Annotated in this window: 22 protein-coding genes; 5 read left to right on the forward strand and 17 right to left on the reverse strand. The window is 46.8% G+C overall.

Features of this window, described 5'->3' with window-relative positions; all coding sequences use genetic code 11:
* The first annotated feature begins 49 nt into the window (after nucleotides 1-49).
* Entirely contained in the window at nucleotides 50-421 is a 372-nt protein-coding gene (locus D6M16_RS13450; protein WP_120512382.1) for a VOC family protein, read from the forward strand.
* 230 nt (nucleotides 422-651) lie between these two features.
* On the opposite strand, the gene icmH is transcribed toward D6M16_RS13450, so the two are convergent.
* Genes icmH through D6M16_RS13475 form a run of 5 tightly spaced genes read right to left on the reverse strand, consistent with a single transcriptional unit; the run spans nucleotide 652 to nucleotide 5258 of the window.
* Entirely contained in the window at nucleotides 652-1434 is a 783-nt protein-coding gene (icmH, locus tag D6M16_RS13455) for a type IVB secretion system protein IcmH/DotU (RefSeq protein ID WP_120513177.1), read from the reverse strand.
* Nucleotides 1431-2756, reverse strand: coding sequence for a type VI secretion system baseplate subunit TssK (tssK, locus tag D6M16_RS13460; RefSeq protein WP_120512383.1), 1326 nt, complete (start codon nucleotides 2754-2756; stop codon nucleotides 1431-1433). The genes icmH and tssK overlap by 4 nt, the downstream gene beginning before the upstream one ends.
* 9 nt (nucleotides 2757-2765) lie before the next feature.
* Nucleotides 2766-3269 (reverse strand): type VI secretion system lipoprotein TssJ, encoded by a 504-nt coding sequence (tssJ, locus tag D6M16_RS13465; RefSeq protein WP_120512384.1) that lies wholly within the window; start codon nucleotides 3267-3269, stop codon nucleotides 2766-2768.
* A complete protein-coding gene (gene tagH, locus D6M16_RS13470) occupies nucleotides 3262-4653 on the reverse strand; it encodes a type VI secretion system-associated FHA domain protein TagH (RefSeq protein ID WP_120512385.1) in 1392 nt (463 codons plus the stop codon). Before tagH ends, tssJ begins: the two co-directional genes overlap by 8 nt.
* Before the next feature lie 8 nt (nucleotides 4654-4661).
* Nucleotides 4662-5258, reverse strand: a complete 597-nt coding sequence (locus tag D6M16_RS13475) for a hypothetical protein (protein ID WP_120512386.1) — start codon at nucleotides 5256-5258, stop codon at nucleotides 4662-4664.
* Between the two features lie 746 nt (nucleotides 5259-6004).
* Between D6M16_RS13475 and D6M16_RS13480 the strand changes: the two genes are divergently transcribed.
* Genes D6M16_RS13480 through D6M16_RS13490 form a run of 3 tightly spaced genes read left to right on the forward strand, consistent with a single transcriptional unit; the run spans nucleotide 6005 to nucleotide 11192 of the window.
* The gene (locus tag D6M16_RS13480; protein ID WP_120512387.1) at nucleotides 6005-7285 is read left to right on the forward strand and encodes a type VI secretion system ImpA family N-terminal domain-containing protein; all 1281 of its coding nucleotides are present in this window, start codon (nucleotides 6005-6007) and stop codon (nucleotides 7283-7285) included.
* Nucleotides 7286-7307: 22 nt separating this feature from the next.
* Nucleotides 7308-10703: a type VI secretion system membrane subunit TssM gene (gene tssM, locus D6M16_RS13485; RefSeq protein ID WP_162941036.1), complete on the forward strand. Its 3396-nt coding sequence runs from the start codon at nucleotides 7308-7310 to the stop codon at nucleotides 10701-10703.
* Nucleotides 10704-10739: 36 nt separating this feature from the next.
* Nucleotides 10740-11192, forward strand: a complete 453-nt coding sequence (locus tag D6M16_RS13490) for an Lrp/AsnC family transcriptional regulator (protein WP_420812255.1) — start codon at nucleotides 10740-10742, stop codon at nucleotides 11190-11192.
* 97 nt (nucleotides 11193-11289) lie between these two features.
* On the opposite strand, the gene tssG is transcribed toward D6M16_RS13490, so the two are convergent.
* The 10 genes from tssG to D6M16_RS13540 form a co-directional block, all read right to left on the reverse strand.
* Complete coding sequence (gene tssG / locus D6M16_RS13495; RefSeq protein WP_120512390.1) at nucleotides 11290-12288, reverse strand: type VI secretion system baseplate subunit TssG; 999 nt, start codon at nucleotides 12286-12288, stop codon at nucleotides 11290-11292.
* Complete coding sequence (gene tssF / locus D6M16_RS13500) at nucleotides 12285-14033, reverse strand: type VI secretion system baseplate subunit TssF (protein WP_120512391.1); 1749 nt, start codon at nucleotides 14031-14033, stop codon at nucleotides 12285-12287. The genes tssG and tssF overlap by 4 nt, the downstream gene beginning before the upstream one ends.
* 11 nt (nucleotides 14034-14044) lie before the next feature.
* Complete coding sequence (gene tssE / locus D6M16_RS13505) at nucleotides 14045-14455, reverse strand: type VI secretion system baseplate subunit TssE (protein WP_120512392.1); 411 nt, start codon at nucleotides 14453-14455, stop codon at nucleotides 14045-14047.
* A 69-nt stretch (nucleotides 14456-14524) separates the two neighbouring features.
* Entirely contained in the window at nucleotides 14525-16003 is a 1479-nt protein-coding gene (gene tssC, locus D6M16_RS13510) for a type VI secretion system contractile sheath large subunit (RefSeq protein WP_046220062.1), read from the reverse strand.
* A gap of 11 nt (nucleotides 16004-16014) precedes the next feature.
* Nucleotides 16015-16512, reverse strand: coding sequence for a type VI secretion system contractile sheath small subunit (gene tssB / locus D6M16_RS13515; protein WP_120512393.1), 498 nt, complete (start codon nucleotides 16510-16512; stop codon nucleotides 16015-16017).
* 26 nt (nucleotides 16513-16538) lie between these two features.
* On the reverse strand, nucleotides 16539-18083 hold the full coding sequence (tssA, locus tag D6M16_RS13520; protein WP_120512394.1) for a type VI secretion system protein TssA: 1545 nt from the start codon (nucleotides 18081-18083) through the stop codon (nucleotides 16539-16541).
* On the reverse strand, nucleotides 18080-20038 hold the full coding sequence (locus D6M16_RS13525; protein WP_162941037.1) for a serine/threonine protein kinase: 1959 nt from the start codon (nucleotides 20036-20038) through the stop codon (nucleotides 18080-18082). The genes tssA and D6M16_RS13525 overlap by 4 nt, the downstream gene beginning before the upstream one ends.
* Nucleotides 20039-20571: 533 nt before the next feature.
* On the reverse strand, nucleotides 20572-20994 hold the full coding sequence (locus tag D6M16_RS13530; protein WP_120512396.1) for an organic hydroperoxide resistance protein: 423 nt from the start codon (nucleotides 20992-20994) through the stop codon (nucleotides 20572-20574).
* A 203-nt stretch (nucleotides 20995-21197) separates the two neighbouring features.
* The gene (locus D6M16_RS13535; RefSeq protein WP_120512397.1) at nucleotides 21198-22409 is read right to left on the reverse strand and encodes a cyanate transporter; all 1212 of its coding nucleotides are present in this window, start codon (nucleotides 22407-22409) and stop codon (nucleotides 21198-21200) included.
* The gene (locus D6M16_RS13540) at nucleotides 22406-22888 is read right to left on the reverse strand and encodes a nucleoside deaminase (protein WP_120512398.1); all 483 of its coding nucleotides are present in this window, start codon (nucleotides 22886-22888) and stop codon (nucleotides 22406-22408) included. The genes D6M16_RS13535 and D6M16_RS13540 overlap by 4 nt, the downstream gene beginning before the upstream one ends.
* Before the next feature lie 253 nt (nucleotides 22889-23141).
* On the opposite strand from D6M16_RS13540, the gene D6M16_RS13545 reads away from it, so the two are divergent.
* Complete coding sequence (locus tag D6M16_RS13545; RefSeq protein ID WP_240435619.1) at nucleotides 23142-23588, forward strand: DUF3429 domain-containing protein; 447 nt, start codon at nucleotides 23142-23144, stop codon at nucleotides 23586-23588.
* 31 nt (nucleotides 23589-23619) lie between these two features.
* On the opposite strand, the gene D6M16_RS13550 is transcribed toward D6M16_RS13545, so the two are convergent.
* Together D6M16_RS13550 and leuA are read right to left on the reverse strand one after the other, a co-directional pair.
* Nucleotides 23620-24387, reverse strand: coding sequence for an AraC family transcriptional regulator (locus tag D6M16_RS13550; protein WP_120512399.1), 768 nt, complete (start codon nucleotides 24385-24387; stop codon nucleotides 23620-23622).
* Nucleotides 24388-24444: 57 nt separating this feature from the next.
* A complete protein-coding gene (gene leuA / locus D6M16_RS13555) occupies nucleotides 24445-26172 on the reverse strand; it encodes a 2-isopropylmalate synthase (RefSeq protein ID WP_120512400.1) in 1728 nt (575 codons plus the stop codon).
* Nucleotides 26173-26324 lie beyond the last annotated feature (152 nt).

The raw sequence follows: 26324 nt of genomic DNA on the forward strand, positions 1-26324 counted from the left end.
TTCGTAAACTTGATACCCGCTTCTACCCAGAGCCAGGAGGAAAGATCGCGTGATAAGTAATGTACTGTTAGGCACGAATGATTTACCCAGAGCAGAACGTTTTTACGACGCACTGCTGGTGTTGTTTGGCGCCAAAAAGACCATGAAAACCGAGCGTTCTGTATTATGGCAAACCCAAAACGAAAGTGTGGGCATCGCCATTTGCACACCACATGACGGACGAGCGGCCACCAGCGGTAACGGCAGCATGGTTGGCCTGCAGGCCAATTCTGCCGACATGGTAACAGCCATTTATCAAAAGGCCCTTGAGCTGGGTGGTACAGACGCAGGTGAGCCCGGTGAACGAAAGCCCGGCGTTTTTGCGGCTTATTTCAGAGATCCGGATAACAACAAGCTGGGAGTGTTTTTTGTTCAGTGTTGATACCGTTTCAGCTGTAATCCGGAAGTGATTTTTCTCTTCCGGATTACAACGCAGAGTGGCTATATCACATCACGTATTGTGAACACAGCACAATAATATAGCCACTCACAGCCTTCCTGCCACAGATGTGTACTTATCCGGCACCGACATTGCTCGCTTGAAAATTCACTGTGGCATCTTCGATTTTTAATGCCTGTAGAATTGAATGATTACAGAACCCATGTAAGGATTCAGCCAATCAGTTGGTTAAATTTAAAATCTATAATCCAATACGTGGCTGAGTACATCGCTGCCAATAACACAACCGTGCAACCAATAGTCAGTTTTGGCGAAATCACACGCCTTAAAGGCCGACTAATAACAGCGGCCTTTAAATTCACTAACTGTAACTTTTCCTGATCCTGTAGCCGGTCTTCTTTGATCAACTGGTAAATGGTTTCGGCTATATCCGCAATTTTTTCATTACCCCGTTCAACGCGACCGAATTTCCCTTTAAAACCAACCTGCAACAGAAAGTATAAAAATTCGATAAGCTGTCGGTAACGTTTGGGATCTTGTCTTAGCCTGTCCAGTATCGTATAGAATTTATCACCACCTGATGTTTCATTGTGAAACTCAGCAAGCAGGCTGTGTGTGCTCCAATTACTTTTCTCTCCCCACTCCTGACTGTACACCGCTTCGTCAACCGCGGCACAGACACAGTAACGCATCACCAGAAGCGATGCTCTGTCTGTGTTTGCCAGCAGTAATCGCTTCTCGGCTTCTTGAATCTCCCTGCCAATTTGCTCACGTAGCAAGGTGGGATCATCCAGCCATGGAATAGAGGGAATACAGGTCAGACAAGCCAGTACCCAGGTAAACTCATCAACCAACGGGTTAATACCCAGCTTTTTGATTTCCAGCTGCTTGACTGCAATATTGCGTGGCACTTCCGGCGCCGGCATGACCTCCAGAGGTTTGCCTGGCTCAGGCTGAAACAGAACGACTGTTATGTCATCATCGAACTGACTCATAATCTGACGGCCCACATTTGTAATTCAATATTCGGGAAATCGCCGGAAACATGCATTGCAATCCCAGAAGAAGAAGACAATGCTTTCCATTCATCAGACCCCTTGTCCAGCTCAAAATACGTAAAGCCCGCATGGTAAGGTAACTGACGTGGCACCACCGGCATTGCTTTAATAGCGATACCTGGCAACTGGAAGTTCACCAAATCACGAATATTTTCCAGACTACCCACTTTAACCTGAGATACAAAGCGAGTATGCAGTACATCGAGTGTGACATCAGCTTTCACTGCAAGAATAAAGGTTGTGGTCTGAATAATATCGCGATCAGCAATATTGGCAACGCGTATACCGTAGCCCTGCTCTTTCAGCACCAGTGGGATGGCACGCTGTTCTGACATTACGGTCAGGCTATTGCGGTTCCTGCTGATCAAAGACCACATACAGTCAGTCAGATCACCATGATTATAGGGAGAAAAAGTCTCAGGCCGGCGTGATGATGTGCATAATGTTGCCAGTTCCCCTTCAGCCTGCAGCAACACTCGGTAGAGTGCTTCCGGGTGAACACCTTCCAAGCCAGCTAAGTGCCAAAATACCGGCTCTAACTTGTTCACTACCTGCAGTAGCATAAAATCCGCTACCGAAGATACACCTTGCTGATCAACCACACCAAGCCGGCTAACTATTGATTCAGCTCGATGTTTCAGCAAAGAAGCAAATTCAGTAACAAACTTGGTCAGTACAGCAGAAGCTTTAATATCCAGGCAAGTGGGAATGAACTTGTCATCAAGCAACACAGTACCGTCACTTTTGACTTCCGAAATTTTCAGAATAGGGATCGACGTAAAAGCTGAACGATCTTCAGTCTCTAACATCAAGCGGAAATTCAGGCTGCCGACATGAATGGTTGTGGTATCTTCACTCTCGTACTGACAATCTACCACTTGCTGCTCGTGAAGATGATAGCGTGCGCCGTCGCCCGCATTGGTATACAGCTCCCCCTGTTCAGAAGGCAGAGGACAACATAAATACACCACTTTATCTACCGTGGATGTGTCCACTTCCAGCAGTGCAGGCGCTGATGCTTCAGAAGGAAAAGCAAACGGTGTGCGATCCTGTAATATCCCCTCCGCAACAGTAACGCCAATTTTACCCATTTTCAGCAGTTCGGCATTAATCTCTAACCGACTGATTCCCCAATTTAATGGCGAGCTGAAAGCGGTATACAAACTCATTTGCTGAGAGTGAAAACGATCCAACTGCTGAAAATGCTGCGGTTTCATGAACATGCCGTCTTGCCAGACAACCGGGTTATACAATGACATAATGCTTCCTTAGAAATAAATCTGTTCTACGCCTTGTGTTCGCTCTACAGACAACACGTTATTCACCAGATTCACGTCCAGATAATAACTCTCCCGCTCTTCAATGGTGTGTATAGTCCGCCAACTGGTCCCGTTAATATCCCGGAAAGCAACTGCAAATCCGACTGCTCGTGTTTCTGGCTGAAGTTTTAAGAATTCGGTGAGTTCCTGATCTGGCTCTAACTGGTACTCATAGCGCTTAATATACTCATCACCCAGCGCGGCTTTGTCGTTTTCAAATAATGAAAAGAAATCCAGGCTGCGAAACAAGACCGGTGAAGACAATTCATAGATACGCAGAATAGCCGGTGATGATGACCCGTTAGGACGCAGGTTCAGGCTCTTATCGGTCATAATGTGCACTTCTATTTCCGCGGTTTCAGGGATAAGCCCGGTGGTATCTTTGAACTGCTCCCATACTGCGCACCCTGACAGTGTCAGTGCGGCCAGCAATCCCAAAAAATAATTACGCATTTTGCTCCTGTAATAATTCTCTGTACTTTGATTCCAGGCTTGTATCAAAGCGATGTTTTTCATCGGTCCGCCAATTTGACTGCTGTTCAGAAAAATACGCCTGATAAGCTTTCCAGGTCCGTTGGCCCTTCAACCATCCCCCGTCAGCCTTTCGCTTAGCTTCAAATGCCGACGGTGATAAAGCATCTAACTGTTGCTGGAAAATACCGTCACGCGCCTGAAGTAACCGGGATCGGTGCGCATCCAGCTCTTCCTGGATATGCTCGATCAACTCATAAGGCTCAAGAACCGACTGCTGGTAAAGCGACATCATACTGTCCAGTAAATGTGGCTTGGCTGACTCGGATTCACCTGCCATCACCAAAGAGCGATGCAATTCAGCATTCAGTGAATCCAGGCATCCTTTTAAGCTCAGCCCCATTTGACGAAACCAGTTCTCGTCGCAAAGATGCTGTAACTCTGACGGAATCCCTAAACCTTCCAAAAACGCCTGTTGTGCAGGCTGAGCGGATGGCTCAGCTTGCTTTGAGTCAGCTTGCTTTGAGATAGTCCGCACTGATTTGGAGTGAATGTGTTGCTCTGTTAATGAAGGCTGGGTAGGCGATGTTAAACGCTCAGCTGGCCCGGTTTGTTTGATGCTCTTTTCTGGTCCTGGCGATAAGAAGGTTTCTGGTCCTGGCGCTGAGAAAGCCTGCGCCTGATTGAGAACTGAAAAACTGTCATCTTCTGCATTCCAGTCTTCCGGAATCAGGCTGGGAACATCCATTTCAGAATGGATGCTTTCACTATCGTCAAGGATTTGTCGTTGCGTTGTGTTGTAATCAACAAATTGGTTGGGTTCTTCATCTTCAATCAGTGACTCAGCTTCTTCATTCACTTCCTGAAGATGAGCAAGCGGTTCTGTAGAGTCCGCTTTATCATCTTGTGCCAGAAACAAATCTTCTATCGTTCCGTCTCCCAGCATTTCAGATTCAGGCGGGAGGATCAGGTTCAGACTGTCGACGGGATCGTTGCTTTTCATATCCGGCATAATGTCTTCTGCCAGATTGATGTGATGCACTTCATTCTCAAACCCCGCACTGAACTCATAGCGCCCCATCGAAATAGAATCGCCCTCCTGCAGGACTGTAGGCTGACTCTTCAGCGTACGCTTACCATTAATGAAGGTACCATTAGTGCTGATGTCATTAAGGTAATACTCACCGTTATAACAGGTGATCAGGGCGTGTGTTGCTGACAGATACTTATTATGATCTTCCAGATGAAAGGTACTCTGAGCACTACGACCGATTGTCCCGCCCTGACTGTCAAATTCCATTTGCTTTGCCCCGACATACTCTTCCGGGGCACTGTTTACTTTGAGAATGAGGGTTTTGTGCGTCATAAACGATCTTAGAATAAAAACGATAAGGAAAATTCTACGCCGCCAAGACCATCATTGACCGGCACGATCAGCGTCGCCTGAGGCGCAATCTGCAAATGCGCATCAGGATTACTGCCCATTTTTATCACCATTCCGGCATTGAGCAGTAAACTGGCTTCGAACGCATTGTTATCAGGTAACTGAGTACCGTACTTGAATTCATCGGCGTCGACATGCCAGCGCTCGCTGTACTCGCTATAAGCGAGTGATATACCGGCACCAACATAAGGCGTCAGCCAGCTCGCCACGGGTATGGCATACTGAGGCAGCACACGAAACTCGTAATTAGTGACTTCCTGGTAAACACCATTCTGAGGGGCAGGAATACTGTCCGCAAAATAATTCAGACCAAACCACCAGCGCCAGCGGGCACTGTTATCATCGATCGGCCGTGTATGTACCAGTCCCCAGCGAATACTCTGGTTTTCACCCGATTCGCCTTCCTCTGCAGTAGAAGTAAAATCGTAGTATGCGCCAGTTACACCGAAGCGTTCACCCTTAGCAGAGGCGAAGGAAGCATGAATGAAACAATAAACAATACAGGCAACTGTAAGAAGACGAGGCATAATGTTCGCTTTCTCTAATTTAAAAACCCCTGAAAGATAAACGCATAAAAATATGAATTCAAGGCTTCATTTTCTCTATTTTTAAATAAGTTATTTTTCCTATTAAATCTGTCATTTTGACTGTATTGGCTTGCAGATTGACAGCGAAATACAGACGTAAAAACGCTACCCACCCCGGCTACTAAAGCTGCAAAAAAATCAAGAAAACCAGTGCGATCAGCCTCTAAAAAACACAAATAAAAATAAATTAAATTAAACTTAAAAATATTGAATAAGAATCACAAAAAAGAATACGCAGGATAAAAATCCCTACCTACATTCATGTTAACAAGAGCTAATAACCCCTTGCATCATGAGGAAACAATCTAAAAAAACATAGCCTTATCCATAATAAACCGAACGCAACACCTTGAATGTGAATTTAACTGTGATCTTTATCCAGCAAAGATGGCATTCATTTAGTTTAGTATAATTCTTCCTATTACAATGCAGTGCACATGAATGTCATAACCGTGTTAAATAAAGCTGATTTGTGACAAACAACTGCTGAAACCGACATATTACCTGCTGCCTGATTACATCATGGCGAAAGCACGTTGAGGAGTTAATAAAACATAAGATTAGTCCGCCCTATTATTTAGTATCTACTAATAAATTAAACATTAAGTTAGCGTGTAGGAATTTACTTTCCTGTCACAGGGACACCTTTACTCATAATTACAAGTTTCGAAGTTGGCTATTAAATAATGAAATTCACTGATATTGCACTCAGACCAATATCGGCACAACTGCCTGTTGGTCATGACCCAAGAGAGCTCGATCTCTTTTCTGATTTAAAAAGAAACGTAAATCGATTAAGCAGTTTTGTCTCTCCGGCACCCTGGAAAGAAATCTATGCTGTTTCAGAATTGCTCCTGACCCAGCACAGTAAAGACTTTCGCTGTGCCAGTTACTACTGCGTATCTGCGTGCCGTATTGACGGACTGATGGGCGCTGTAAATGGACTCAGTGTTCTCAATGACCTATGCATAGTTTACTGGCACACCGCATTCCCGGTTGCCAGTAAACCCAATGCGCGCATCCAGTCTTTTGACTGGGTGGCAGAACAAATGCCATTAGCACTCAGCAAAATTAAAGTCTCACTCAAAGATCTGCCCCTAGTGGAAGCCGGGCACCATCTTGCGCTGAATATTGAACAGGAACTCCAGCGTCAGTTGGGAAAACAAGCCCCATCGCTGGGACCGGTTCGCAGACAGTTTACTGAATGGAAAGATCAACTGGATGAACAGGCCGAAAAAGAATTAGCTAAACAAAAACAGCGTCCATCACCCACGCCAGCCCCAACGCCAGAAGTAGCAAGTCAGCCTGCCGCTGAGCAGCAACCTGTCAAAAAACAGCCAGCGAAACACATTCTGCCGGCCTGGTGTTACTGGCTGGCTACAGTGTTTACCCTGGGTTGTCTGGTCTTTTCCATTGTCGCAGTCCGCCAATACCTGTATCAGCGTGACATTAAGGGCGCCACTGCAGAGCAGCTGGAAAGTATTACGTCAAGGCTTATCCAGGCTGAACCCTATTTCAAACACAGGCTGAAAGAAGATGTTCTGACCAGAACCCATGATCTGATGATGAACTGGACGGCTTTTCCCGGACGGGTATATGAGCACCAGACATTGGAAGAACTGGCAAATAACGTCAATGCGCTCTACCCAGACTCCATTGCTGCCAAAGAGTCAGTGAGTCAGTACCGGGCCGGAAAAGCAGCGCTGGCTCAGGATTATTTACTCATCAATGACCAGTTCAAACGAGCCAGAACTATCATAGCTAACGCAGCACTTGTCGATGACAGTGAAAATATTTCAGCGGCCTACCGATTTAGTAATACCCTTTTTCCATTCCTTGGTCGCCTTGATTATTTGGAGAAAGGTCACATAAACCATGACGATATTTTAAAAGCACAAAAAACCTTAAGTGCTTATCAATATCGCCTTATGGAACTCACACATAATTTCGAAAATAAAAATCAATAAAAATATTCAGGCAGGTTATATCTTGATTAGTAAACTCAAAACGCCAAGAGTATTCATCGTGCTCTCAGCAGCGCTGCTTTCGGTGCTGTATGGCTTATTCGCATATTTCATTATGGCTTTTCCTGTCAGCGATTACCTGACATGGGGACCTGTGCTTCTCATCTGTGGTTTAGCCATGGTGCTTCTGATCACTTACGAAGTAAAAAAACGCAAATCACGCGCTACCAGCGATATAGAGACAGAAGAAGAAACCTTAAACGGACTATTATCTTCCCTGTTGAGGAACGCCAGTCATAAGCCTATTTACTTGCTGCTGGGTAACAAAAAATCAGGAAAGACATCACTCCTGACCAGCTCACATGCCATCAAGCCCATAGATCAGAAAAATACGCTGCAAACGGATTATTTTGTCTGGCATGAATCTGAACAAGCGATATACATCAAACCGGCTCCACGCCTGATTTATCAGGATACATCGAACACAGATCAAACACTCTGGAAAGCGTTTCTGGAGAAAATTGTCGCGGTTAAGCCTCGAAAACCCTTTGCGGGGTGCCTGTATGTGGTGGATCTGGAGTTTTTGATCACCCAGGAAGAGTCTCAGCGCGAGTATATTCTGGATATTATCAATACCCGCGTCAGCGACATCACTGAGATGACCCATACGGCATTGCCTGTATATGTTTTCCTGTCAAAGATTGACAAACTGAAAGGCTTTAAAGAATTTGTTTCACTCAGTCCGCTTAAAATGCAGCTGGAGCATCTTTCAATTTCACTGAAAGATGCCAAAGGTACACTCAATGACGTCTTTGACAGCGGCTTTTACGCTATTCTCAGCAAGATGGAGCAAAGCACGCTAGACTGCGCCGCGATGGAACGCTCACTGGTCAACAACAGTGCACTGGTAACCTTTCCGAAGCAGTTTGAGCTTTGCCATAACATCATCCGGGATACCCTGAACAAAGTGCGGCTGGAAAAGGACGGATTTCACCTTGTTGACCTGCGGGGTCTTTACTTCACATCCAGTCATCAGGGCGGCCGGAAATACAACCTGCTCGCCAAAGGATGCAGTAATTATTTCAATGTCCCAATGATTGCCTCTGAGCACGACCAGTTATCAGAGTCACCTTTGTTCACCCGTTTCATTATTGATGAGCAGGTACTGCCCGAGGCAAACTTTGCCGGAGAAAACAAACGCCACCTGCGACAACTCATGCGTAAGAGCCATATGACTATGGCTGCTTGTGTCACATTGCTTAGTGTAAGTGGTTACTATTTCTTTACGACTACGCAGAGCAATATTTCCATTATCAACCAGCTTCTGGAAGTCGCTGGCAATAAAAACAATGATCACGAAACCGCCGACCTGAAGAACCATTTTGCCGTAACATCGAACGGTATTTTGCCTCTTTATCAGGCCTGGACCAACGCCAGTCATCTTCTGGACGAAAAACTGATCGATATTAATGTCGACAAACTCGATCAGACAACGCAGATTGCCTACCGACATTTGCTTGACAGCATCCACCAGCAACTGTTGCCACTGGTAGAAAAGCATATCCAACGAAAACTGGCCAAAAGCAGCCTTTCGCATCAGGAAAAGCTCCATTTGCTGAAAATATATTTGATGCTGAATGAAACGGACAAGCGCGATTACAGTTTTCTTCTGAAGTCTATTTCACGTCTGCTTACAGAGGATTTTGGCTCAGACGGCGTATACGCCAACATACCTCAGTATCTGTCGGTGTACTTCAAAACTAACTTCCCGCCCATTGGGATCAACTGGGATCTGGTTCGAACCACAAGGCGAGACCTGCTGTCCCAATCCAAAGTCGATATTGCCTACAGCCAGATTCTTAATAGCGGCAGAGATGCCGATCTCGGCCAGCTCAGTATTCCAAGAGCAATAGGTTTCAATTTCGGTGAAATTTTTGATAATGAAAAAAGCAACCTTAATGAACTCAACATCAACAAAATTTATACCGCGACCGGTTTTACCACTTTCTATCGCCCTTTATCGGAGTCTTTATCGCACGATTTAATTGCCGACAACTGGGTGCTGGGTTTGTCAAATAACACTATGCCGTCGGACGAAGAGCTTAAAGCGTTTCAGGCCAAGGTGCGTCGCAAATATACTGACGACTATATCAATGTCTGGCGCACAGCCATCAGCGATTTACGTTTTAAGCAGTATGACAACATAGTGGAAATGACCAATGCGATTGACACTCTGTCTGGCCCGTCATCGCCGTTAAGTACCATACTGAATTTGTTGTATACCAACACCAAATATTCACCAGAAGCAGGTGCGCTAGCTCAGATGACACTGAAAGATGAGCGCCTGAATCAGGCGGTAGATCTCTTAAAAGATTCGGCAGAGAAAGTGATCGAACCTGACTATGAGTTAATGAAAAGGGTCGAAAAAGCCTTTGCCGTTATAAATACCCTGCAGACCAGTGAAACCGAAAGCTCACAAGCTCCCTGGGACCAGGTGATCATTTCACTCAGCAACCTGCGTGCCTATCTGAAGCAGATCACCGATGCGCCCAATGTTCAGCAAGCGGCTTTGATCGCAGCCAAGGCAAGAATGCGTGAAACTGCGGCTGATCCCATTGTTCGTTTGAAGCAGGTTGCTCAAAAAGCACCTGAACCAGTAAAAAGCTGGTTGAATGAAATCGCCCATCAGGCGTGGTCTGTCTTGCTGGCCGAATCACAACTGGGCATCCAGGAGTTATGGACCAGTAATGTTTACAGTAAGTTTGAACTGGTTGGTCAGAACAAATATCCGTTCACCAAGCATGCTGAAACTGAGATTTCACTGACCGATTTCGAAGAGTTTTTTGCTGCACAAGGCACCCTGGACAGCTTCATTGATGACACGCTTTCGCCTTTCTATGACACGAACTTGTGGCAGGCCAAACGTGTTGATGGCGAAACATTGCAGCTATCGCAAGAAATGATCACCCAGATGAAGAACTACACCATGATCAAAAATGTGCTTTTCGATCCCACATCGAACAAGTTCAACATTGATTTCAGTTCACGCTTTATCGACCTGGATTCTAGCGCAATACGGGCCAGTCTGAACTTCGGGGGTGAAAGTCTGGATTATTACCATGGCCCGGCAAAGAGTAAACAGTTTGTGTGGCCACCGGAAAGTAATGAGTTTTTCGTGAACGTCAACATTCAGGACATCACGTCCAGCGGCGAGCAACACAGAAAAGCAAAGGAAGGGTTTTGGTCTATTTTCCGACTGTTAAATGAGTCGCAACTCGAACCTACATCGGATGGTGGATTTAACGCGGACATTCTTGTTTCTGGACGACACATGACGGTAAAAATCAAACCGTCTAACTCTAATAATCCGTTCCTTTTACAAGAACTGTATAACTTCTCTGTTCCAAGAGATATCCAATAAGTTGGTAGCTTAGGTTAATCAAAGTCGAGAATAATGATAATGAATACTTTACACAACAACAGCATTGACCGAATTGATAGGAAGATATTGTCAAACCTGCTGATTAACGGACGTGAATCAATCGCGAATATGGCCCGCAATGTGGGCCTTTCCAGAACCGCCGTCGCAGAGCGGATCACGCGAATGGAGAAGTCAGGTGTGATCGAAGGTTATACGGCTAAAATCGGGACACAAAAAAGCGCAACCATGACCAGCTGTTACCTGCTGATCAAATGCGAAAATGGCTGGAAGAAAAAAGTGTGCGACAGCCTGAGAGAAATTCCGGAAATTAAATCCATCAGTGTCGTCGGTGGTGGATTTGACATCATCACTTTACTGGAGGCTGCTTCATTACACCTGATGAACGAACTGTGCGATGAAGCAGAAAACATTGTTGGCATTAAGGAGCTGCATACCACAGTCGTATTCCACAGCCCAATTTGCCGTTAAGCGCCTGGTTCACTCATAACCATTTATAAGGGCATTGAATCACCTGGCACTTCGCCTTGCAGCCAATACTGCAAGTAGCAGAGTGCCAGGTCATCATCTAGACAGCACCGATGATCACCACTGTCTGTTTATCACCTTGTACGTTACCCAACCAGCTGACCTGCCCAAGCCGGTTTGCTTCCTTCGAGCCCAAAATGCTGGCTGGTAATCCATCCGACTTCACTTCCAGTTTCAGATCCCAGGCCATAGGATCGCGTAATACAAATCGCATCAACTCTTTGAGCAAGCCATAGCCCTGCTCTCCTGGCAAGAAGTGGCAGTATTGCTCGTAGTCCAGTTCATGAAAAACCAGATTAAACTTGCCTGTGATGTCGGTGAGGTGATCACCCAAGTGGTAATCCTGGCCAAGCACACAGTTTACATGCCCTAAACGGTTGAGCTGCGAAGGGGCAATCTTTACCCTGCGGGGCACCCACTGTTCAATACTGACTTTGGCCAGATTAAAACAATGAGCCACAATACCTGACACCAGATTCGGAGAACGGGTTCTTGAAGATAACTGGCCGATATAAGAGAGCAGTTTTGCTCTGTCAAAGTTAAAATCACTCTCTTCACTGAGATCAGACGAAATACCGACAAGGTTAAACAAGTTACGGGACAGCGGATCGACCGCCCCGGATTCGTACCGGACATGGTATCTGTATTTTTTCCATATCCGGTACAAGTGTGAGAGATACCTGTGGTGAAAGAAATCGAAAAAATCTTTCACCGGGTTGTCTTCGCCTTCCCGGCCGGCCAGCTTTTCTGTATATGCAGTGGGTAACGGTGAGCCAGTACCGTGCAGGCCGCCGAAATTGACCGTCAGGCTGGGAACCTCCCTGTTATCCCAGTGAACAGTCTCAAACTGCGAGATATCTGAGCGGGGGAAACCCAACTCAGGCGAAATTCGAAACCGCAGAAACTCCTGCTGTGGTGTTTTCGCCTGTCCTACAGAGGCAAACTGCCCGGATATGTTCTTTTTCTCAGCGGCTTCCAGTAAATAAACCGCCTGAAAAAAAGCATACTCGTGGCTGGACTGATGAATCTTATCTATCATATCACCGCCTGTTTACCCTGATTACCATCCCACCGATATACCTCACCGGTTTTCACATCAATCACTTCCAGTTCAGAGAATGAGTTGATGCTGGAATACAAAGAGAAAAACTCATTCAGGATAGACACCAGCAGATACATATCCCCTTCATTGGCAAACATTGATGAATCCATTTGCAGCACAATCTGGTTGCCCCGGATAGGTAAGCCACGGAAAATCCGCTCAATGGGTTTCATGTTAATCGCTTTAATACCGTTTAACCGGTTAGCCGATGCGCGCTGAGACTGCCTGTCACTGCGTGAATGAAAGTCGTAAATACTCAACATCATTTTCAATACATCAGCATCAATCAGAGACAGATAATTGAGTGACATATTGGCAATCAATTGCCAATGAAGGCTGCTGTCAATTTGCGGGCTGACAGAAACGGTCGGCTTTGTCAGGTTAGTGAAATTGGCATAGTTAGGCGACTTATGTGTAGAGAAAGTAATGTCTCCGGGGGCTAACCGTTGTGGCAGCTTACCATTGGTACAGGTTAACTTAATCAGTACCGTTTCTGTCTCAAGATTGGCGACTCCGGCATTATGATCGAAAAAGGAAATATAGTGCGACAAGCCTTTTCCTGAGACATGTTCCGCGACTTTTACATTGTAGTAATGGCGATTGTTATCAATCCCTAACTGATGCTCAAAGGATTCAAAAGGCAAATAATCAACCTGGCGACGGTTTTCATTACTCCAGCCTCGGACTTGATTGACTGAATACACTTCGAAATTATTTTGCCGGGTTGTTTGCGGACGCACCCGATATTCAGTGCGCTTATGATCCAAGCGAATCGGATCGGCATCCAGTTCGAACACATTGGCTATCGGTGTGCAGAAAAGCCGCAAATTTTTCTCTCTTATCGTCACTTCTGACGGCAAAGAGCGCGAAAAATTGAATACCAGGCTCATGGTGCTCTGGCTGGGTACGCCATTGAGCCATTCCAGACCATCTACGTCAAAAAACATAAATTTGTCCGGCATCGAAAAATATTCCTGGATTAATCGATAACCGGAGAAAGAGTTTGGTCCGTAGGGCAATAAGGCTTCATCGTCAGAAAAACCCACTTTCTTTATACAAGAAGCAGGTAATCGTCGGCTTCCTCCCCCCGCAAGCTTGACATCAACACTGTCTAAATAGCGAAATAACCACAGGTATAGAATGCGGGAGATATGCAATTCACCGTGAATATGAAAACGTAATTTATCTAACCCAATGCGTGATAACTCTACACCCGTATCGGTTGATAAGGTGACATTAAGGTGGCTGTTCGAGCGTGTATTCTGCTGAGTCACGGAATTAATTGACAGTGGATACAAGTCGACATCGTAGCAAGTTCGAAACAGGCACTGAGTTTCATCGACCTTTTCACTGGCCATTTCATGACCACGCGTCACTGTACTTTTCTGTGACACACTCCCTGCATAAGGGATCATCTGAGCAATACACATTGAAGGCACAGAACGTAAATAATGCGGCCACAACAGAGATATCAGGGATTGAGTCAGCTCAGGAAGTTCATCATCCAGCTTCTGGCGTAATTTGCCATTCAAAAATGCAAAGCCTTCTAATAAGCGCTCTACATCGGGATCATTGCTGCTTTCCGACAGAAACTTAGTCAGCTGAGGGTGACTTTTCGAAAACTCAGAACCCGCTTCTTTAAGAAACGAGAGCTCATCCTGAAAATACTTGCTATAAGTCATGTTCGTCGTCTCTACACAGAAAACTTACCGTCAACACCAACGGACAGATCAATGTTCATCCTGGTTTTCTTATTGTTATGAAAAACTTCGCCATTAACGGCAAACCGGAGCTGAAGCGGATCATCGGTGTGGGGAACGTATCTCACCACTACGCCGGCTAATCTTGGCTCAAACTTTTCAATGGTAGCTTTCACACTGTTTCTGATTTCCCGGACGATATTGGATTTATCGGCCAACACATCATTAAAATCAGGCAAGCCATAATCTTTCGCTATCATTGCATTGCCAGCATGGGTATTGAGCAAATCCGCCAGATGATGATGAATCGATTCAATCAAATACTGCGTCGACTCCACAGCATCATAGCTGTTCTTTGCTTCACCCATTTCAATGCGCTCGAGTAATCGGTAACCTTTATCCATAGACAGATTTCGAACGGCAAGCCACTTCAGAGCCAGATAGCCTGACAGTAGCTGCCGTTCGCCTTTTACTTAGTTTTGGTCCAGTTTACCGACCAGAGACAGTTCAAAACTGGCGCCCATGTACTTGAAGTGCGGACGCACAGCAAGAGACACACGGTACCAGCCCGGATCGCCTTCAACGTCTGATACTTCAACCCGTGCTGCACGCAGTGGACGACGACCACGTACTTCTGCCGGCGGATTTTCCTGATCAGAAACGTACTGACGAATCCACTTGTTGAGTTCAATTTCAAGATCAGTACGCTCTTTCCACGATCCAATCTGTTCACGCTGCAGCACCTTCAGATAATGTGCCAGGCGGTTGATAATGAACATATACGGCAGCTGAGTACCTAACTTGTAGTTAGTCTCTGCGTCTTTGCCTTCTGGCGAGTTACCAAAGAATTTTGGCTTCTGCACCGAGTTTGCTGAGAAAAATGCAGCGTTGTCTGAGCCTTTACGCATCGTCAGTGCGATGAAACCTTCTTCAGCCAGTTCAAACTCACGACGATCAGACACCAGAACTTCAGTCGGAATTTTGGTTTCAATGCGGCCCATTGACTCAAAATTATGCACGGGCAGATCATTCACTGTACCGCCGCTTTGCGGTCCGATAATGTTCGGACACCAGCGGAAATTCGCGAAGGAGTCGGAAATCCGGGAAGCCAGTGCGTAGGCAGAGTTGCCCCACAGATAGTGATCATGGCTGCCTGATACATTTTCGTTATAATCAAACGCCTTAATCGGGTTATCTGCTACAGAATACGGCGCACGCAGCATGAAACCTGTGGTACACAGACCCAGATAGCGGGAATCTTCATGTTCACGCAGACCACGCCATTTGGTGTACTGAGGCCCCTCAAACACCGACTTCAAATCTTTCAGGTTCGGCAGCTCTTCATAGCTGTCGACACCAAAGAATTGCGGACCCGCAGATGTAATGAAAGGAGCATGGGACATAGCACCTACGTTCGCCATGTATTCCATCAGCTTGATGTCCGGTGAGGTCGAAGACATCTTAAAGTCACAGATAACCGCGCCCACTGGTTTACCACCAAACTGGCCGTATTCGCGGGTATAGATTTGCTTGTACAGACCTGATTTCACGACTTCCGGGGCGTCATCAAAATCATCAAGTACTTCATTTTTCTTCGCTGAAATAACTTCGATCTGAATGTTCTCGCGGAAATCCGTCTGATCAACCAGGTACTTCAGTCCACGCCAGGAAGACTCAATGGCCTGAATTTCAGGTGCGTGCAAGATGGCATCGACCTGCGCAGACATTTTCTGATCGATTTCAGAAATCATCAGATCGACCAGTGACTGATCAACTTTATCGGATACATTTTTGCTCAGCAGTTCAGAAATGAACGCTTCAACGCCACGCTTTGCAACATCAAAACCTTCATCAGATGGCTTGAGCCGGGTTTCGTTCAAAATACTGTCTAACAGTGAACCGGATTCAGCCAGTTGGGCATCCTGCTCAGGAGTCATAGCTTCAGTTGTCATGTGCCACCTGTTTATTCTTCGTTATTAGAGTTGATGCTCAGCTCACTGAGCAGCTTGCTGCGTGCTTCATCATCCTGCAGCACCTGTGCAATACGTTTGCGGAATGCCGGCACGTTACCCAGAGGACCTTTTAGTGCGACCAAAGCTTCGCGCAGTTCCAGCAGGCTGCTCAATTCAGGCACCTGGCGGGCAACGGCTTCCGGTGAAAAGTCTTTGATATTTTTAAAAGTCAGATCCACGCCCAACTGAGCGCCTTCTTCACCGCTTAAACGGTTATCAACGTTGACTTTGACATTCGGCGCATAGGCACTCAGCACATCATTGAAGTTATCTTTATCAATGTTTATCGGATCACGATCCTCGATGGGAGTTTCGTCATCACGACCGGTGAAATCACCAATCACCATCATGCTCAGGGGCAGTTCTACTTCTTCCTGAGCATCCCCTGTAGCAGGAACATATCGGATATTAATTCGCTCTTTTGGAGCGACTGAACCATCTTTAGACATAACTTGTCCTTCTTAGCAGCTATATGTTAATGAACGGCCGCGAGCCATTCTCTGTACTTAGCGGGAAACGCATCTTCCCGTGAATAAATTTGAGTCAGCGTTAAAGACAGTAACTGCTCCAGTTCGGCATCCAGAGTCGGTTCCCAGTAACTCAAATTAATGCGTTCTCTTTCTGGCCAGATCACTTCCAAATGTGGCAGCGCAATACTGTGCAGCCCGTTATGGTGCAGTAACCTGGCCAATTGCAGATGCAAGAGAAATCGTGAACGCCCTGACTGAGCGTCATCCAGTAACGAAGAGGCTGACACTAAAAGTTGTCCCAGTTCAGCACCTTCAAGAATGTCATCCCCTCTGTCACCCAGCAGCTCAGCGAGCCCTTCATGGCTGGATGAAGAGGACGTGGCTGACGGTGCCGCCAGCCATTGACGGGTAGTCTCGTCAGCAAATGGCGTTTCATCATCAAACCTCAGCGCGTCAATACCGGCTAATCGTGTGGTAAAACGCCGTGTCTCTTCGCGTACAGACTCCGCAGCCTGGTGAAATCCCAGCTGTTTGAGCATGTCATGCATCAGTCGCTGGCCGGTCAGCCAGAACGGGGTATTACGCAGGCTTTTTTCAAGCCGGCGGTAATATTCAGAAGCAGACTGGTTTACCAGAGCCGACTCATAATCAGACAAGGTGTCCTTACTGACCGGCAGCCTGAGCGGTGTTTTTCCTTCGGCATCATGGGGGGGCAATTCATCAATTGCCATCCAGGTGACAAAACGGCCCACCTGATAGGCAAGCGGCATTTCAGGACTCTGATGCAGTAAATGTTCGGCCATCTGCTCCAGGGATTTTTTATCCGCCTCACCACTCAAAACACTTGTCTTGGCAAGAGAGGCCGTTGGAGTCACATTTTGAGCTGCCGCAACAGGCGCTGGAACAGATTCAGGTTTTGAAACCGGCTTGGGCTCGGCAACGGGTGACTGCCGGTCTGCCAACTGGCCATGTTCCGGTTCAACTGCGGGCTGGGGTGACCCTGCCGGCTCCCCGAGATAATTGCTACTGGTGGTCAAGGCGTTGCGCGCATTGATCAGGGAAGCCTCTGAGCCTTCAAAGACTTCGCCCATGGCAAAACTGATGTCCTGACACAAGGCTGCGCAGGCTTGCAGCTCAGACTGAACGGGATTGCTGAGTTTGGCGGCAATCAGGTCAATCTGATTATCCAGCCATTCGATAGCGCCATCACGGCCACGCGCTCTTGCCGGATACAGTGAACTGCCATACTGTTCCAACGCCGATTTCAGTAAAGTCAGTCCGGCTTTCAGCCCTTCGCAGCCGTGATGTTCTGCCCAGGCACGCGCGATATAAGCCATGGCTTTGAGATCTTTACAGTGTTGTAACAGTACAGTTTCAGCCTGCTGTTCAACGACCTGCCAATCCACCGTTTCACCAAATAATGAACCGAACTTTTTGACTTCCGCTTCCATCAGCTCATAGCAAAGTTCATAACGGGCATCTTCTCCGACCGGAAGCCCGGCACCTATTGGTGACAACAGTTCATCTAATCGGGCATTGAATTGACTCATGTATCCCACTCCCAATCGGGCAAAACAACAGACGTAACATTATTGGCATTGATACTGAGTGCCCCGGCTTTAAAACGGGTTGCCTGGCTTGCTTCAATATCCTGTTTAAGCTGGGCTTTGATGCTGTCCACTCTGTCAGGCGCAAAGGTTTTCACATCCTGATAAGCCTGCTGAATAATGTTTTTTTCTACCACCAGATCGGACTGCAGCGACTGACGGAGTATGTACTCACCGCGCCTTGCATATAGCAAAGCTCCCATACTTCTGATGTCCTTACTTTCGGGAAACACCTGCTGGGCACTTTCGATCAGGCTGGCGGCATCTTTAAATTGTGCTTTATCCATGAGCTGCGACACCCGGGATAGAATTTTGGTGACAGTCTGATACCTGACTTCGTGCGAATAGTAATATGCGTTTGCCGTTGCTTTTTTCCATGACGCTTCGAACGCTTTACGAGCAAACACCACATCGCCCAACTCCAGTAAATTCAAGGCTTCTTCTGGCGTTACTGCGTTTTCACTATATAAACTTGCGTTTTGCAACAGGGTATTAATTCTCGCCTGGGCACTCGACAACTGCTTTTCAATGTGAACTTTGTCGCTGTCTTTACCGCCCTGCATTAATCGCCGCATAACGATCAATTCATTCTTTATGGCCTGCAACTGCTCGCGACGTTCTGCATTGCTTGCTCTTTCCTGCTCAAACACCGGACTCATCTGCTGATAAATCTGCTTTTCCTGTGCTGATTTTCGGCGGTCATATTCTTCAACTACCGATACGGCTGTCTTTGATAAATCTGGGGTCTCTGAAGTAAATTCGTTCAGAAACTGGTAGCTATACCAAGAGGTATCATCAGGCTGAAAAACCTTACCGTCATAAGTAAAACTGGCAGGCTGGCTGGTCTGATAGCTGTCGAGCGCAAAAAAGTAAGCATGACGGATCACCAGAAACGCCACCAGCACCAGCGTGGCGCCAATCAGGGTAATTTCTAACGAACGCCACCCATCAATAGCATTCACCAGATCGTGTTTTCTTCTGCTTAATACCAGATCGGCATTCCGCATATTGTTAAAAATAGGGGCATTGGACAACGGCGTTTCTGTGTCAATCTGTCCCAGGATTTGCGCAAAATGAATCGGTGAGAAACCATGACTGCGTGGTTTGCTTATTACTGTTTTAATGGCTTTCCAGGCATGAGGCGGTATGACCACCGGCCGTTTCTGACCCGTTATCACCAGCCCAATCTCAGGGCTTGCCGCTACGCCCAGAAACAGGCAATAGGCCATAACAGCCAGTGAATAGACGTCATCTTCAGGTTGCCCGATTCCGGAGCGGATATAGTCTGGTGATGCGTAATTCAGACTGGCTTCCACATGATCATTTGTTTCACCGGTATATTGTGCGGCGCCAAAATCAACCAGACGAACGGCATCGTCAGCGCCTATCAGCACATTAGAAGGTTTCACATCCAGGTGGCATACACCTTGTGTATGGGCATAGTCCAGTGCACCTGCCAGCTGGTAAATCAGCCAGGCAATATGATCAGCACGAAAACCACCATTGCTGTGGCGGCTGACTTTCTGAGCCAGATTTTCACCGCTTACCCATTCCATAAAGAAGTAAGGCGTGGAAAATTCATGGCCGACTTTGATGTACTTGACCACGTTTGGGTGCTGACACACCTCAAGTTTTGTTGCCTCGCTCAGCAATGCATTTTCAGCGGTTTCATTGCCACGCTGTAATACAGACTTACAGCAAATGATTTTATTAGGATCGGCTTTATCGGCTAATTTATACAGCACAGTGCCACGACCCGGCTTGGTGATCGTCTCGAGAATATCGAACTTGGCCCGCAAGCTTTCTTCAAGAGAAGGTCTGCTCGCAAGATCCAATTCCTTTTGACGTTTCTTTTTCTTTATCAGCGCGCGGTGAATGACATCGTCAATCGCGGACACCTTTTGATTGCCAGATTCAGACAAAGGGAAAAACCAGCCATAAAACCAATAGATGGCGAGAGTTTAGAGTTGTCTTATTAAGCATTTCAATAGCCGAATAACATTCCGACTTTTTGATGGTCAAGAAAGTCATTTTCACTATAAGAAAGCTCATAATGAAACAGGGTGATGAGTGGCTTTTGCGCAAGTAAAACTGCCTGAAATAAAGGGATGTTGATATTGATCCCAAATAAATTTCCCAGCCATAAAAACAAGCGAATTGAAATATAAAATGAATTTTCACTTCCACTTAATTAAAGTTTTAAAATGGTCGTTTATAGTGGTTTCATTTTAACATTATCAACAGTCGACCATTGGTTCTTTAACATGCTTTTTAACTGGTCATCACTGTTTTTATTATTGTCTCAGATCCAAACCTGATTCAGGCTTTCTGACAGGCGGCACATTCATTATGTAATATAATAAAGTTCAAAGAAAAAAGGGCTATTTAAGCCCTTTACTATTCTCATTGATTCATTGTCATACAATGAATGTTATTTAACAATCAGCTCTACCCGCACGTTACCGCGCGTTGCATTTGAATACGGGCAAACCTGATGTGCTTTCTCAGCAAGTTGAGTGGCGGCTTCGCGATCCATTCCCGGCAGTGAAATGTGCAGCTCGACATCAATTGCAAACCCCACACCGGCAGGATTTTCACCGATACCGACTTGCGCTGTCACACTTGGCTCGCCAGGTAATTTAATGCTGTCCTGAGCGGCAACAAATTTCATTGCACCGATAAAACAGGCGGAATAACCTGCCGCAAATAACTGCTCCGGGTTAGTGCCGTCTCCCCCCTGACCACCCAGCTCGGTGGGTGTGCTGAGTTTCACTTTCAGTTTACCGTCCGCTGACTCCGATGCTCCGTCACGACCGCCAGTCGATGTTGCTTTTGTTGAATACAGAACTTTCATTACTTTTCTCCATTTAGTGAATGCGATAGTTCAATGACGGTAGGCACATCCTGCAGGAAAGCTATTCAGTGCCGTATCGGCCTTTCTGCAAATGCCTGAACCGTCAAATTCTTCTGTAGGAATAACTGTAGCTGAGTCTCTGAGAAATGACGCTTCCTCCCACCAACCGCGTTATCGTTTTGCGCCGGATTCCGAGACGGTTATCAACGCTGACTCACAGCGACAGGCGACATCACCTGATCGTAATAGCGCGGATTAAACCGCCAGTAGAGACAAGCTGTGATCACCACCAGAGCTAAATGCAGCAGCCAGCCAGACACAAACGAACCCGTCATATCATTCAGTAAGGCAATCACCCAGGGAGCCAGGCCCGCAATAATAAACCCGCCTCCTTGCATCAGAGCTGCCAGTGTTCCCGCCTCTTCCGGGGCCTTGCTGTGGTCCAGCGCAGTCACAATAATTAATGAAAAACTGCCACCCAGCCCTGCACCACACATCCCGACCCACAACAAAGCCGTTTCGGCCGGCCAGAGAGCCAACCCACAAAATCCCACCGACTGCATAACGAGCGTCAGCATTAACCACAAACGCCGGTCCGTTTGCTTGCTTGCCAATAGCGGCAGTCCCACGGCGCTGATAGCCTGACAGACAGACATGACCACAATCAGCGTTGCACTGTCAGTGCGCTCCCAACCCAGTGACTGATAATAAGGTGCCAGCCAGGCAACCAGTGTGGAGTAGCCACCGTTAACCAAGCCAAATGCAACCATCAAGGACCAGGTGCGGGGGCGATGCAAAAAAGCATGCACCTGAGTCATATTTCGCCGGTTTGTCTGTACCTCGGTTAAATAACGGCACCCCACCACAATGGCGATAAAAACAGGCACAGCCAGCAGCCCTAAGGATTGACGCCAGCTCAGACCAGCATCCACTAAGTGCGGAACACTGTAAGCACCCAGCGCCCCGCCCACCATCAGACAAGCCGAATACACACCTGTGATAGGTGCGACCTGCCGGGGAAATGAGGATTTAATCAACCCGGGCATGGCTGACTGTACAAATGCCACACCTGCCCCGCACAACACAGCGGTAACGATGAACGTCCATCCATCCTGTACCCAGAATCGCCATAACGTTCCCAGTAAGAGGATCGCCAGGGCACTTAACATCCCTTTTCGCATTCCCCAGGTGGCCTGAAGTCCGGGAGAAACAAAGGCACCTATTCCCATGAGCAACATAGGTAGCAGCGTCAGTAAAGACGCTGAATACACTGTCATCCCCAACTCGGACATAATGGTGTTTAAAATGGGTCCGGGAGCAACCAGAAAGGGTCTGAGGTTCAGGCCGATTAATACAATCAGTACGAGTATCATCCAGTCTGAACGATGCCGGGAATGCTTGGTCGCCGTTATCATGATTGTGTATCTGGGGATGAACCTGCCGCCTGCCACTTTTCGTACAGATGGTGCTCCGCCTTAACCGCCGCCGGATCCGGTTGATGTGAGATCACCGCCCAGTTCTGCTGGTCAACGGGTACGGATAGATCCTGTGCTATCGCGGCGGTAGATAAGCCAAAAGGTTCCGCCTGTTCATTAGAGTAAGCAAACACTATCTCAGTAACACCGGACATTCGCATTGCGGCTAAGCACATAGGACACGGCTGACCGCTGGCATACACTTTACAGCCATCCAGTCGCGGGGATTTGAGTGCTTTACCGGCCTCACGTAACGCGAGCAGTTCAGCGTGCGCTGTAGGATCACACTCCGCCTGCATCCGGTTTACCCCTGTCGCAATCACTTTTTGGTCTTTTACAACGACTGCGCCAAAGGGGCGTCCGCCTTCTTTCACGTTCTTCTCTGCCAATAAGATAGCTTGCGATAAAAATGGATTCATACTGCGCCTTTTAATTGCGTGTGACTATGACTGGATACATTACACAGGATAAACCGACACTATACGTATTGTCCTGAGTACTCTGAAATTAAATGATTCACTGGCAAGTATTCGAAAATCAAATACTGAGCACATTCTGCTCAGACTCTCGCGCCAAAAGACACCACTGCTTTTGGCGAGAGATATTTCCAGAAGCTATAGTCAATACAACAAGGTAAGCGCTTACCTCATGCTTGTTATATAGGATTGGCTCATGCAAGAACCCAACACCATCATGAAAGAACTCGGGTATTTAGGGCTGGTCCCTTTTGTTATCACCGCCCTGCTTGCTGTTGCCGACATCACGCTTTTTAACCTGTCCGGGCAACAAATGTTCATTGCTTACAGTGCCGTTATCCTGAGCTTTTTATCCGGGATACTCTGGGGGAATGCCATTGACCATATCTCCCATACACTCAGCCGCAATGCCCTTATATTGAGCAATCTGTTTGTGCTGCTTGCCTGGGCGGCCATCCTGCAAGGCCATAAACATGACCTTATCGCGATAGGTTTACTGGCGCTGGGTTATCTGGCCGTCTGGTTTGCCGAGAAGCTCATCCGGCAAACCGAAGGGGAAGTAAACCCTAAGGGGTATCAGACCTTGCGTGGCAGACTGACTGCAGGCGTGATTGTTTTGCATGGCGTGGTGATGCTGAGCTGAAAGATCACGACAGGTAACAGGCGGGGTCTTTTTAGTCTCTGGATAACAGCTGATACTCGGTTGGAGAAAGTCCCACCCGGCTTTTAAACATAGTGCTGAATGCACCAGGGCTGTCATAACCAACTGCAAGAGATGTGTCCATCACATTCAAACCGCTGGACAATAATTCCAGGCTACGAGATAACCGCTGTCTACGGAGCCATTCACCAAAACTTAACCCTAAATGCAGATGGTACTTTCTCGACACGCTGCGTTCCGAGATCCCTAACATTTTCGCTGCATCTGTAAGCGCCCAAGGATGCTCCAGCCGGGAGGATATTTTTTCACAGATAGCTTTCAAGCCAGAATCTTCGCGGGGTACAGGGACGTAAAAATCCAATGCGGAAATTTCTCTGAGCTCATCTAGTATTAACTCAACAATCCGCTCTTCTTTTCCACCTTTTGGGTAGTCTTGAGGAATATTGATCGCAGCAAGAATTAACTCTCGTAGTAAGGGGGTCACCTCCAGCACCTGACACTCATTCGGTAAATCCGCACGAGCAAAGGGATCAATAAATAACGTTTTCACCTGTACAGTACCATTCGCCCTTAAGCTGTGCGTCATTCCGGCTGGAATCCACAATCCCCGCCCAGGTGGTACTATCCAACTCCCTTTTTCCGTTTCTATGCGTAGTAAACCATGCAGTGTATGGAGCAGTTGGGCCGTTGTATGAGAATGAGGTGGTTCGGTATCACCATGAAAGTAACAATACGCCAGCGCTTTCAATCCACCATGTATTGACTCAGACTGGAAATACATTATGACCACCTCAATTTACTCTCTATGCCAGACTGACTGGCAGGGGACATTTCAGAGTTACTCATCACTTTCGACTGAATCTAAATACTCTGTCTTCCCGGTCGGGAAAATCTGAATTTCCGATTCAGCCAGCAGATTAGACACCGCATTCAATGTCGCTTGTAATGATGCTCGACTAGTATCATTTTCAATCGCAACACCAAAATAACACCCACTTTGGAATGAATGACATTCAATATATGAAACCGCACGGCTGTGGGTTGTTTTACCCAGCGTATGTTCGGAGTAATGCCTTATCGCTATCGGAATGTCCAGTATTCTTTCAAGGCCACAGATAAGAGCACTTAACAAACCATTACATCTTCCCTGAACCTTTATCACCTGATTGTGATATCGAACCCTGGCGGTGATGCTTTGCTCTGCCCCCTCAGGCTTACTCTCGTAGTCCAGCAAAAGCATTGAGTTATAGGGTGCCATACCATAGTGACGGCGAAACAAGGTCCATATCTCTGCCAGACTTAATTCGAGTCCGTGTTGCTCGCTGCAACGCTGTACCTGCTGGCTAAAATCTATCTGCAGATTCCGTGGTAATTTCAAACCATGATTTTTCTCAATAAGCCAGGCAGCGCCACTTTTTCCTGACTGGCTATTTACCCGGATGACCGCTTCATAATCACAACCCACATCTTTCGGATCTATCGGTAAGTAAGGCACTTGCCATCGCTCAGATGGCTCATTCGCTCTGGCATCAAAGCCTTTTTTGATTGCATCCTGATGGGAGCCTGAAAAAGCGGTAAACACCATTTCTCCCGCATAAGGGTGTCTGGGGTGAACGGGCAGCGCGTTACACTCTTCAACAATTTCTACCGATGCTCTGATATCTGAAAAATCCAGATGAGGTGTAATTCCCTGCGTATACAAGTTCAGCGCCAGGGTGACAATATCAACATTTCCTGTCCGTTCACCATTACCGAATAAACACCCCTCGACACGTTGAGCACCAGCCAGCATAGCCAATTCAGCAGCGGCAACACCTGTGCCTCTGTCATTATGAGGATGGATACTGATTGTCACGTGTCGTAAATCAGAAAAAGAATGGATGAATTTTTCGATTTGATCGGCATACACGTTTGGCGTATTTACTTCCACAGTGGTGGGTAAGTTTAAGATTAAAGGCCGCTTTTCATCCGGTTGCCATGCATCCCTGACAGCTTCACAGATAGCCAGCGCATACTCGAACTCAGTAAAACAGAATGTCTCCGGAGAGTATTCAAGAACCCAGTCTGTCTCGGTATTTTCTTCGCATAACTGACGAATTTGCTTTACACCACTTACGGCCATATTGAGTGTTTCTTCTTTGCTCTTTTTAAACACAATCTCTCGAAACACGGGCGCTGTTGCATTATACAAATGCACAATGGCACGGGGAGCTCCCCTCAGTGAACTCATCGTTTTTTCAATCAGTTCCGGCCGGGACTGAGTAATCACCTGAATCCACACATCTTGGGGTATCTTTCTTTGTTCTATCAGATACCTCACAAAGTCATAATCGATTGTTGATGCAGACGGAAAGGCAACTTCAATTTCTTTAAACCCGCATTGAATCAAATGGTCAAAAAAGCGTGCTTTTTTATCAAAATCCATCGGGTTGACCAAAGCCTGATTCCCATCTCGCAGATCTGTCGAACACCAACGAGGCGCCTGAACCAGCTTCTGTGACGGCCAACTGCGTTGAGGGAAATCTATCACTGATGCGGGAATATATTTTTTCGCAGGATTTAGCATGACATGTCTCCTTACAAGTATGTTTAATACCCTAAAGACGCACGCCAACACTGTCTTACTCGTTCCGGACAACAACCGTTGTGATTGGGACAAGTAAGCTTCAATGACAATAAACCGAGACCGCTCCCGTTGGGGCGGTCTCATTAATAAGC

Source organism: Photobacterium salinisoli, from assembly GCF_003614885.1.
Taxonomy (GTDB): domain Bacteria; phylum Pseudomonadota; class Gammaproteobacteria; order Enterobacterales; family Vibrionaceae; genus Photobacterium; species Photobacterium salinisoli.

What these genes read in the sequence shown, in the direction of transcription:
- tssB (WP_120512393.1), bottom strand. Translation starts at nt 16,512, where the DNA reads ATGTCTAAAGATGGTTCAGTCGCTCCAAAAGAGCGAATTAATATCCGA.
- tssE (WP_120512392.1), bottom strand. Translation starts at nt 14,455, where the DNA reads ATGGATAAAGGTTACCGATTACTCGAGCGCATTGAAATGGGTGAAGCA.
- tssA (WP_120512394.1), bottom strand. Translation starts at nt 18,083, where the DNA reads ATGAGTCAATTCAATGCCCGATTAGATGAACTGTTGTCACCAATAGGT.
- D6M16_RS13480 (WP_120512387.1), top strand. Translation starts at nt 6,005, where the DNA reads ATGAAATTCACTGATATTGCACTCAGACCAATATCGGCACAACTGCCT.
- icmH (WP_120513177.1), bottom strand. Translation starts at nt 1,434, where the DNA reads ATGAGTCAGTTCGATGATGACATAACAGTCGTTCTGTTTCAGCCTGAG.
- tssK (WP_120512383.1), bottom strand. Translation starts at nt 2,756, where the DNA reads ATGTCATTGTATAACCCGGTTGTCTGGCAAGACGGCATGTTCATGAAA.
- tagH (WP_120512385.1), bottom strand. Translation starts at nt 4,653, where the DNA reads ATGACGCACAAAACCCTCATTCTCAAAGTAAACAGTGCCCCGGAAGAG.
- D6M16_RS13475 (WP_120512386.1), bottom strand. Translation starts at nt 5,258, where the DNA reads ATGCCTCGTCTTCTTACAGTTGCCTGTATTGTTTATTGTTTCATTCAT.
- leuA (WP_120512400.1), bottom strand. Translation starts at nt 26,172, where the DNA reads ATGCTAAATCCTGCGAAAAAATATATTCCCGCATCAGTGATAGATTTC.
- tssG (WP_120512390.1), bottom strand. Translation starts at nt 12,288, where the DNA reads ATGATAGATAAGATTCATCAGTCCAGCCACGAGTATGCTTTTTTTCAG.
- tssF (WP_120512391.1), bottom strand. Translation starts at nt 14,033, where the DNA reads ATGACTTATAGCAAGTATTTTCAGGATGAGCTCTCGTTTCTTAAAGAA.
- D6M16_RS13535 (WP_120512397.1), bottom strand. Translation starts at nt 22,409, where the DNA reads ATGATAACGGCGACCAAGCATTCCCGGCATCGTTCAGACTGGATGATA.
- D6M16_RS13545 (WP_240435619.1), top strand. Translation starts at nt 23,142, where the DNA reads ATGCAAGAACCCAACACCATCATGAAAGAACTCGGGTATTTAGGGCTG.
- D6M16_RS13540 (WP_120512398.1), bottom strand. Translation starts at nt 22,888, where the DNA reads ATGAATCCATTTTTATCGCAAGCTATCTTATTGGCAGAGAAGAACGTG.
- tssC (WP_046220062.1), bottom strand. Translation starts at nt 16,003, where the DNA reads ATGACAACTGAAGCTATGACTCCTGAGCAGGATGCCCAACTGGCTGAA.
- tssJ (WP_120512384.1), bottom strand. Translation starts at nt 3,269, where the DNA reads ATGCGTAATTATTTTTTGGGATTGCTGGCCGCACTGACACTGTCAGGG.
- D6M16_RS13550 (WP_120512399.1), bottom strand. Translation starts at nt 24,387, where the DNA reads ATGTATTTCCAGTCTGAGTCAATACATGGTGGATTGAAAGCGCTGGCG.
- D6M16_RS13530 (WP_120512396.1), bottom strand. Translation starts at nt 20,994, where the DNA reads ATGAAAGTTCTGTATTCAACAAAAGCAACATCGACTGGCGGTCGTGAC.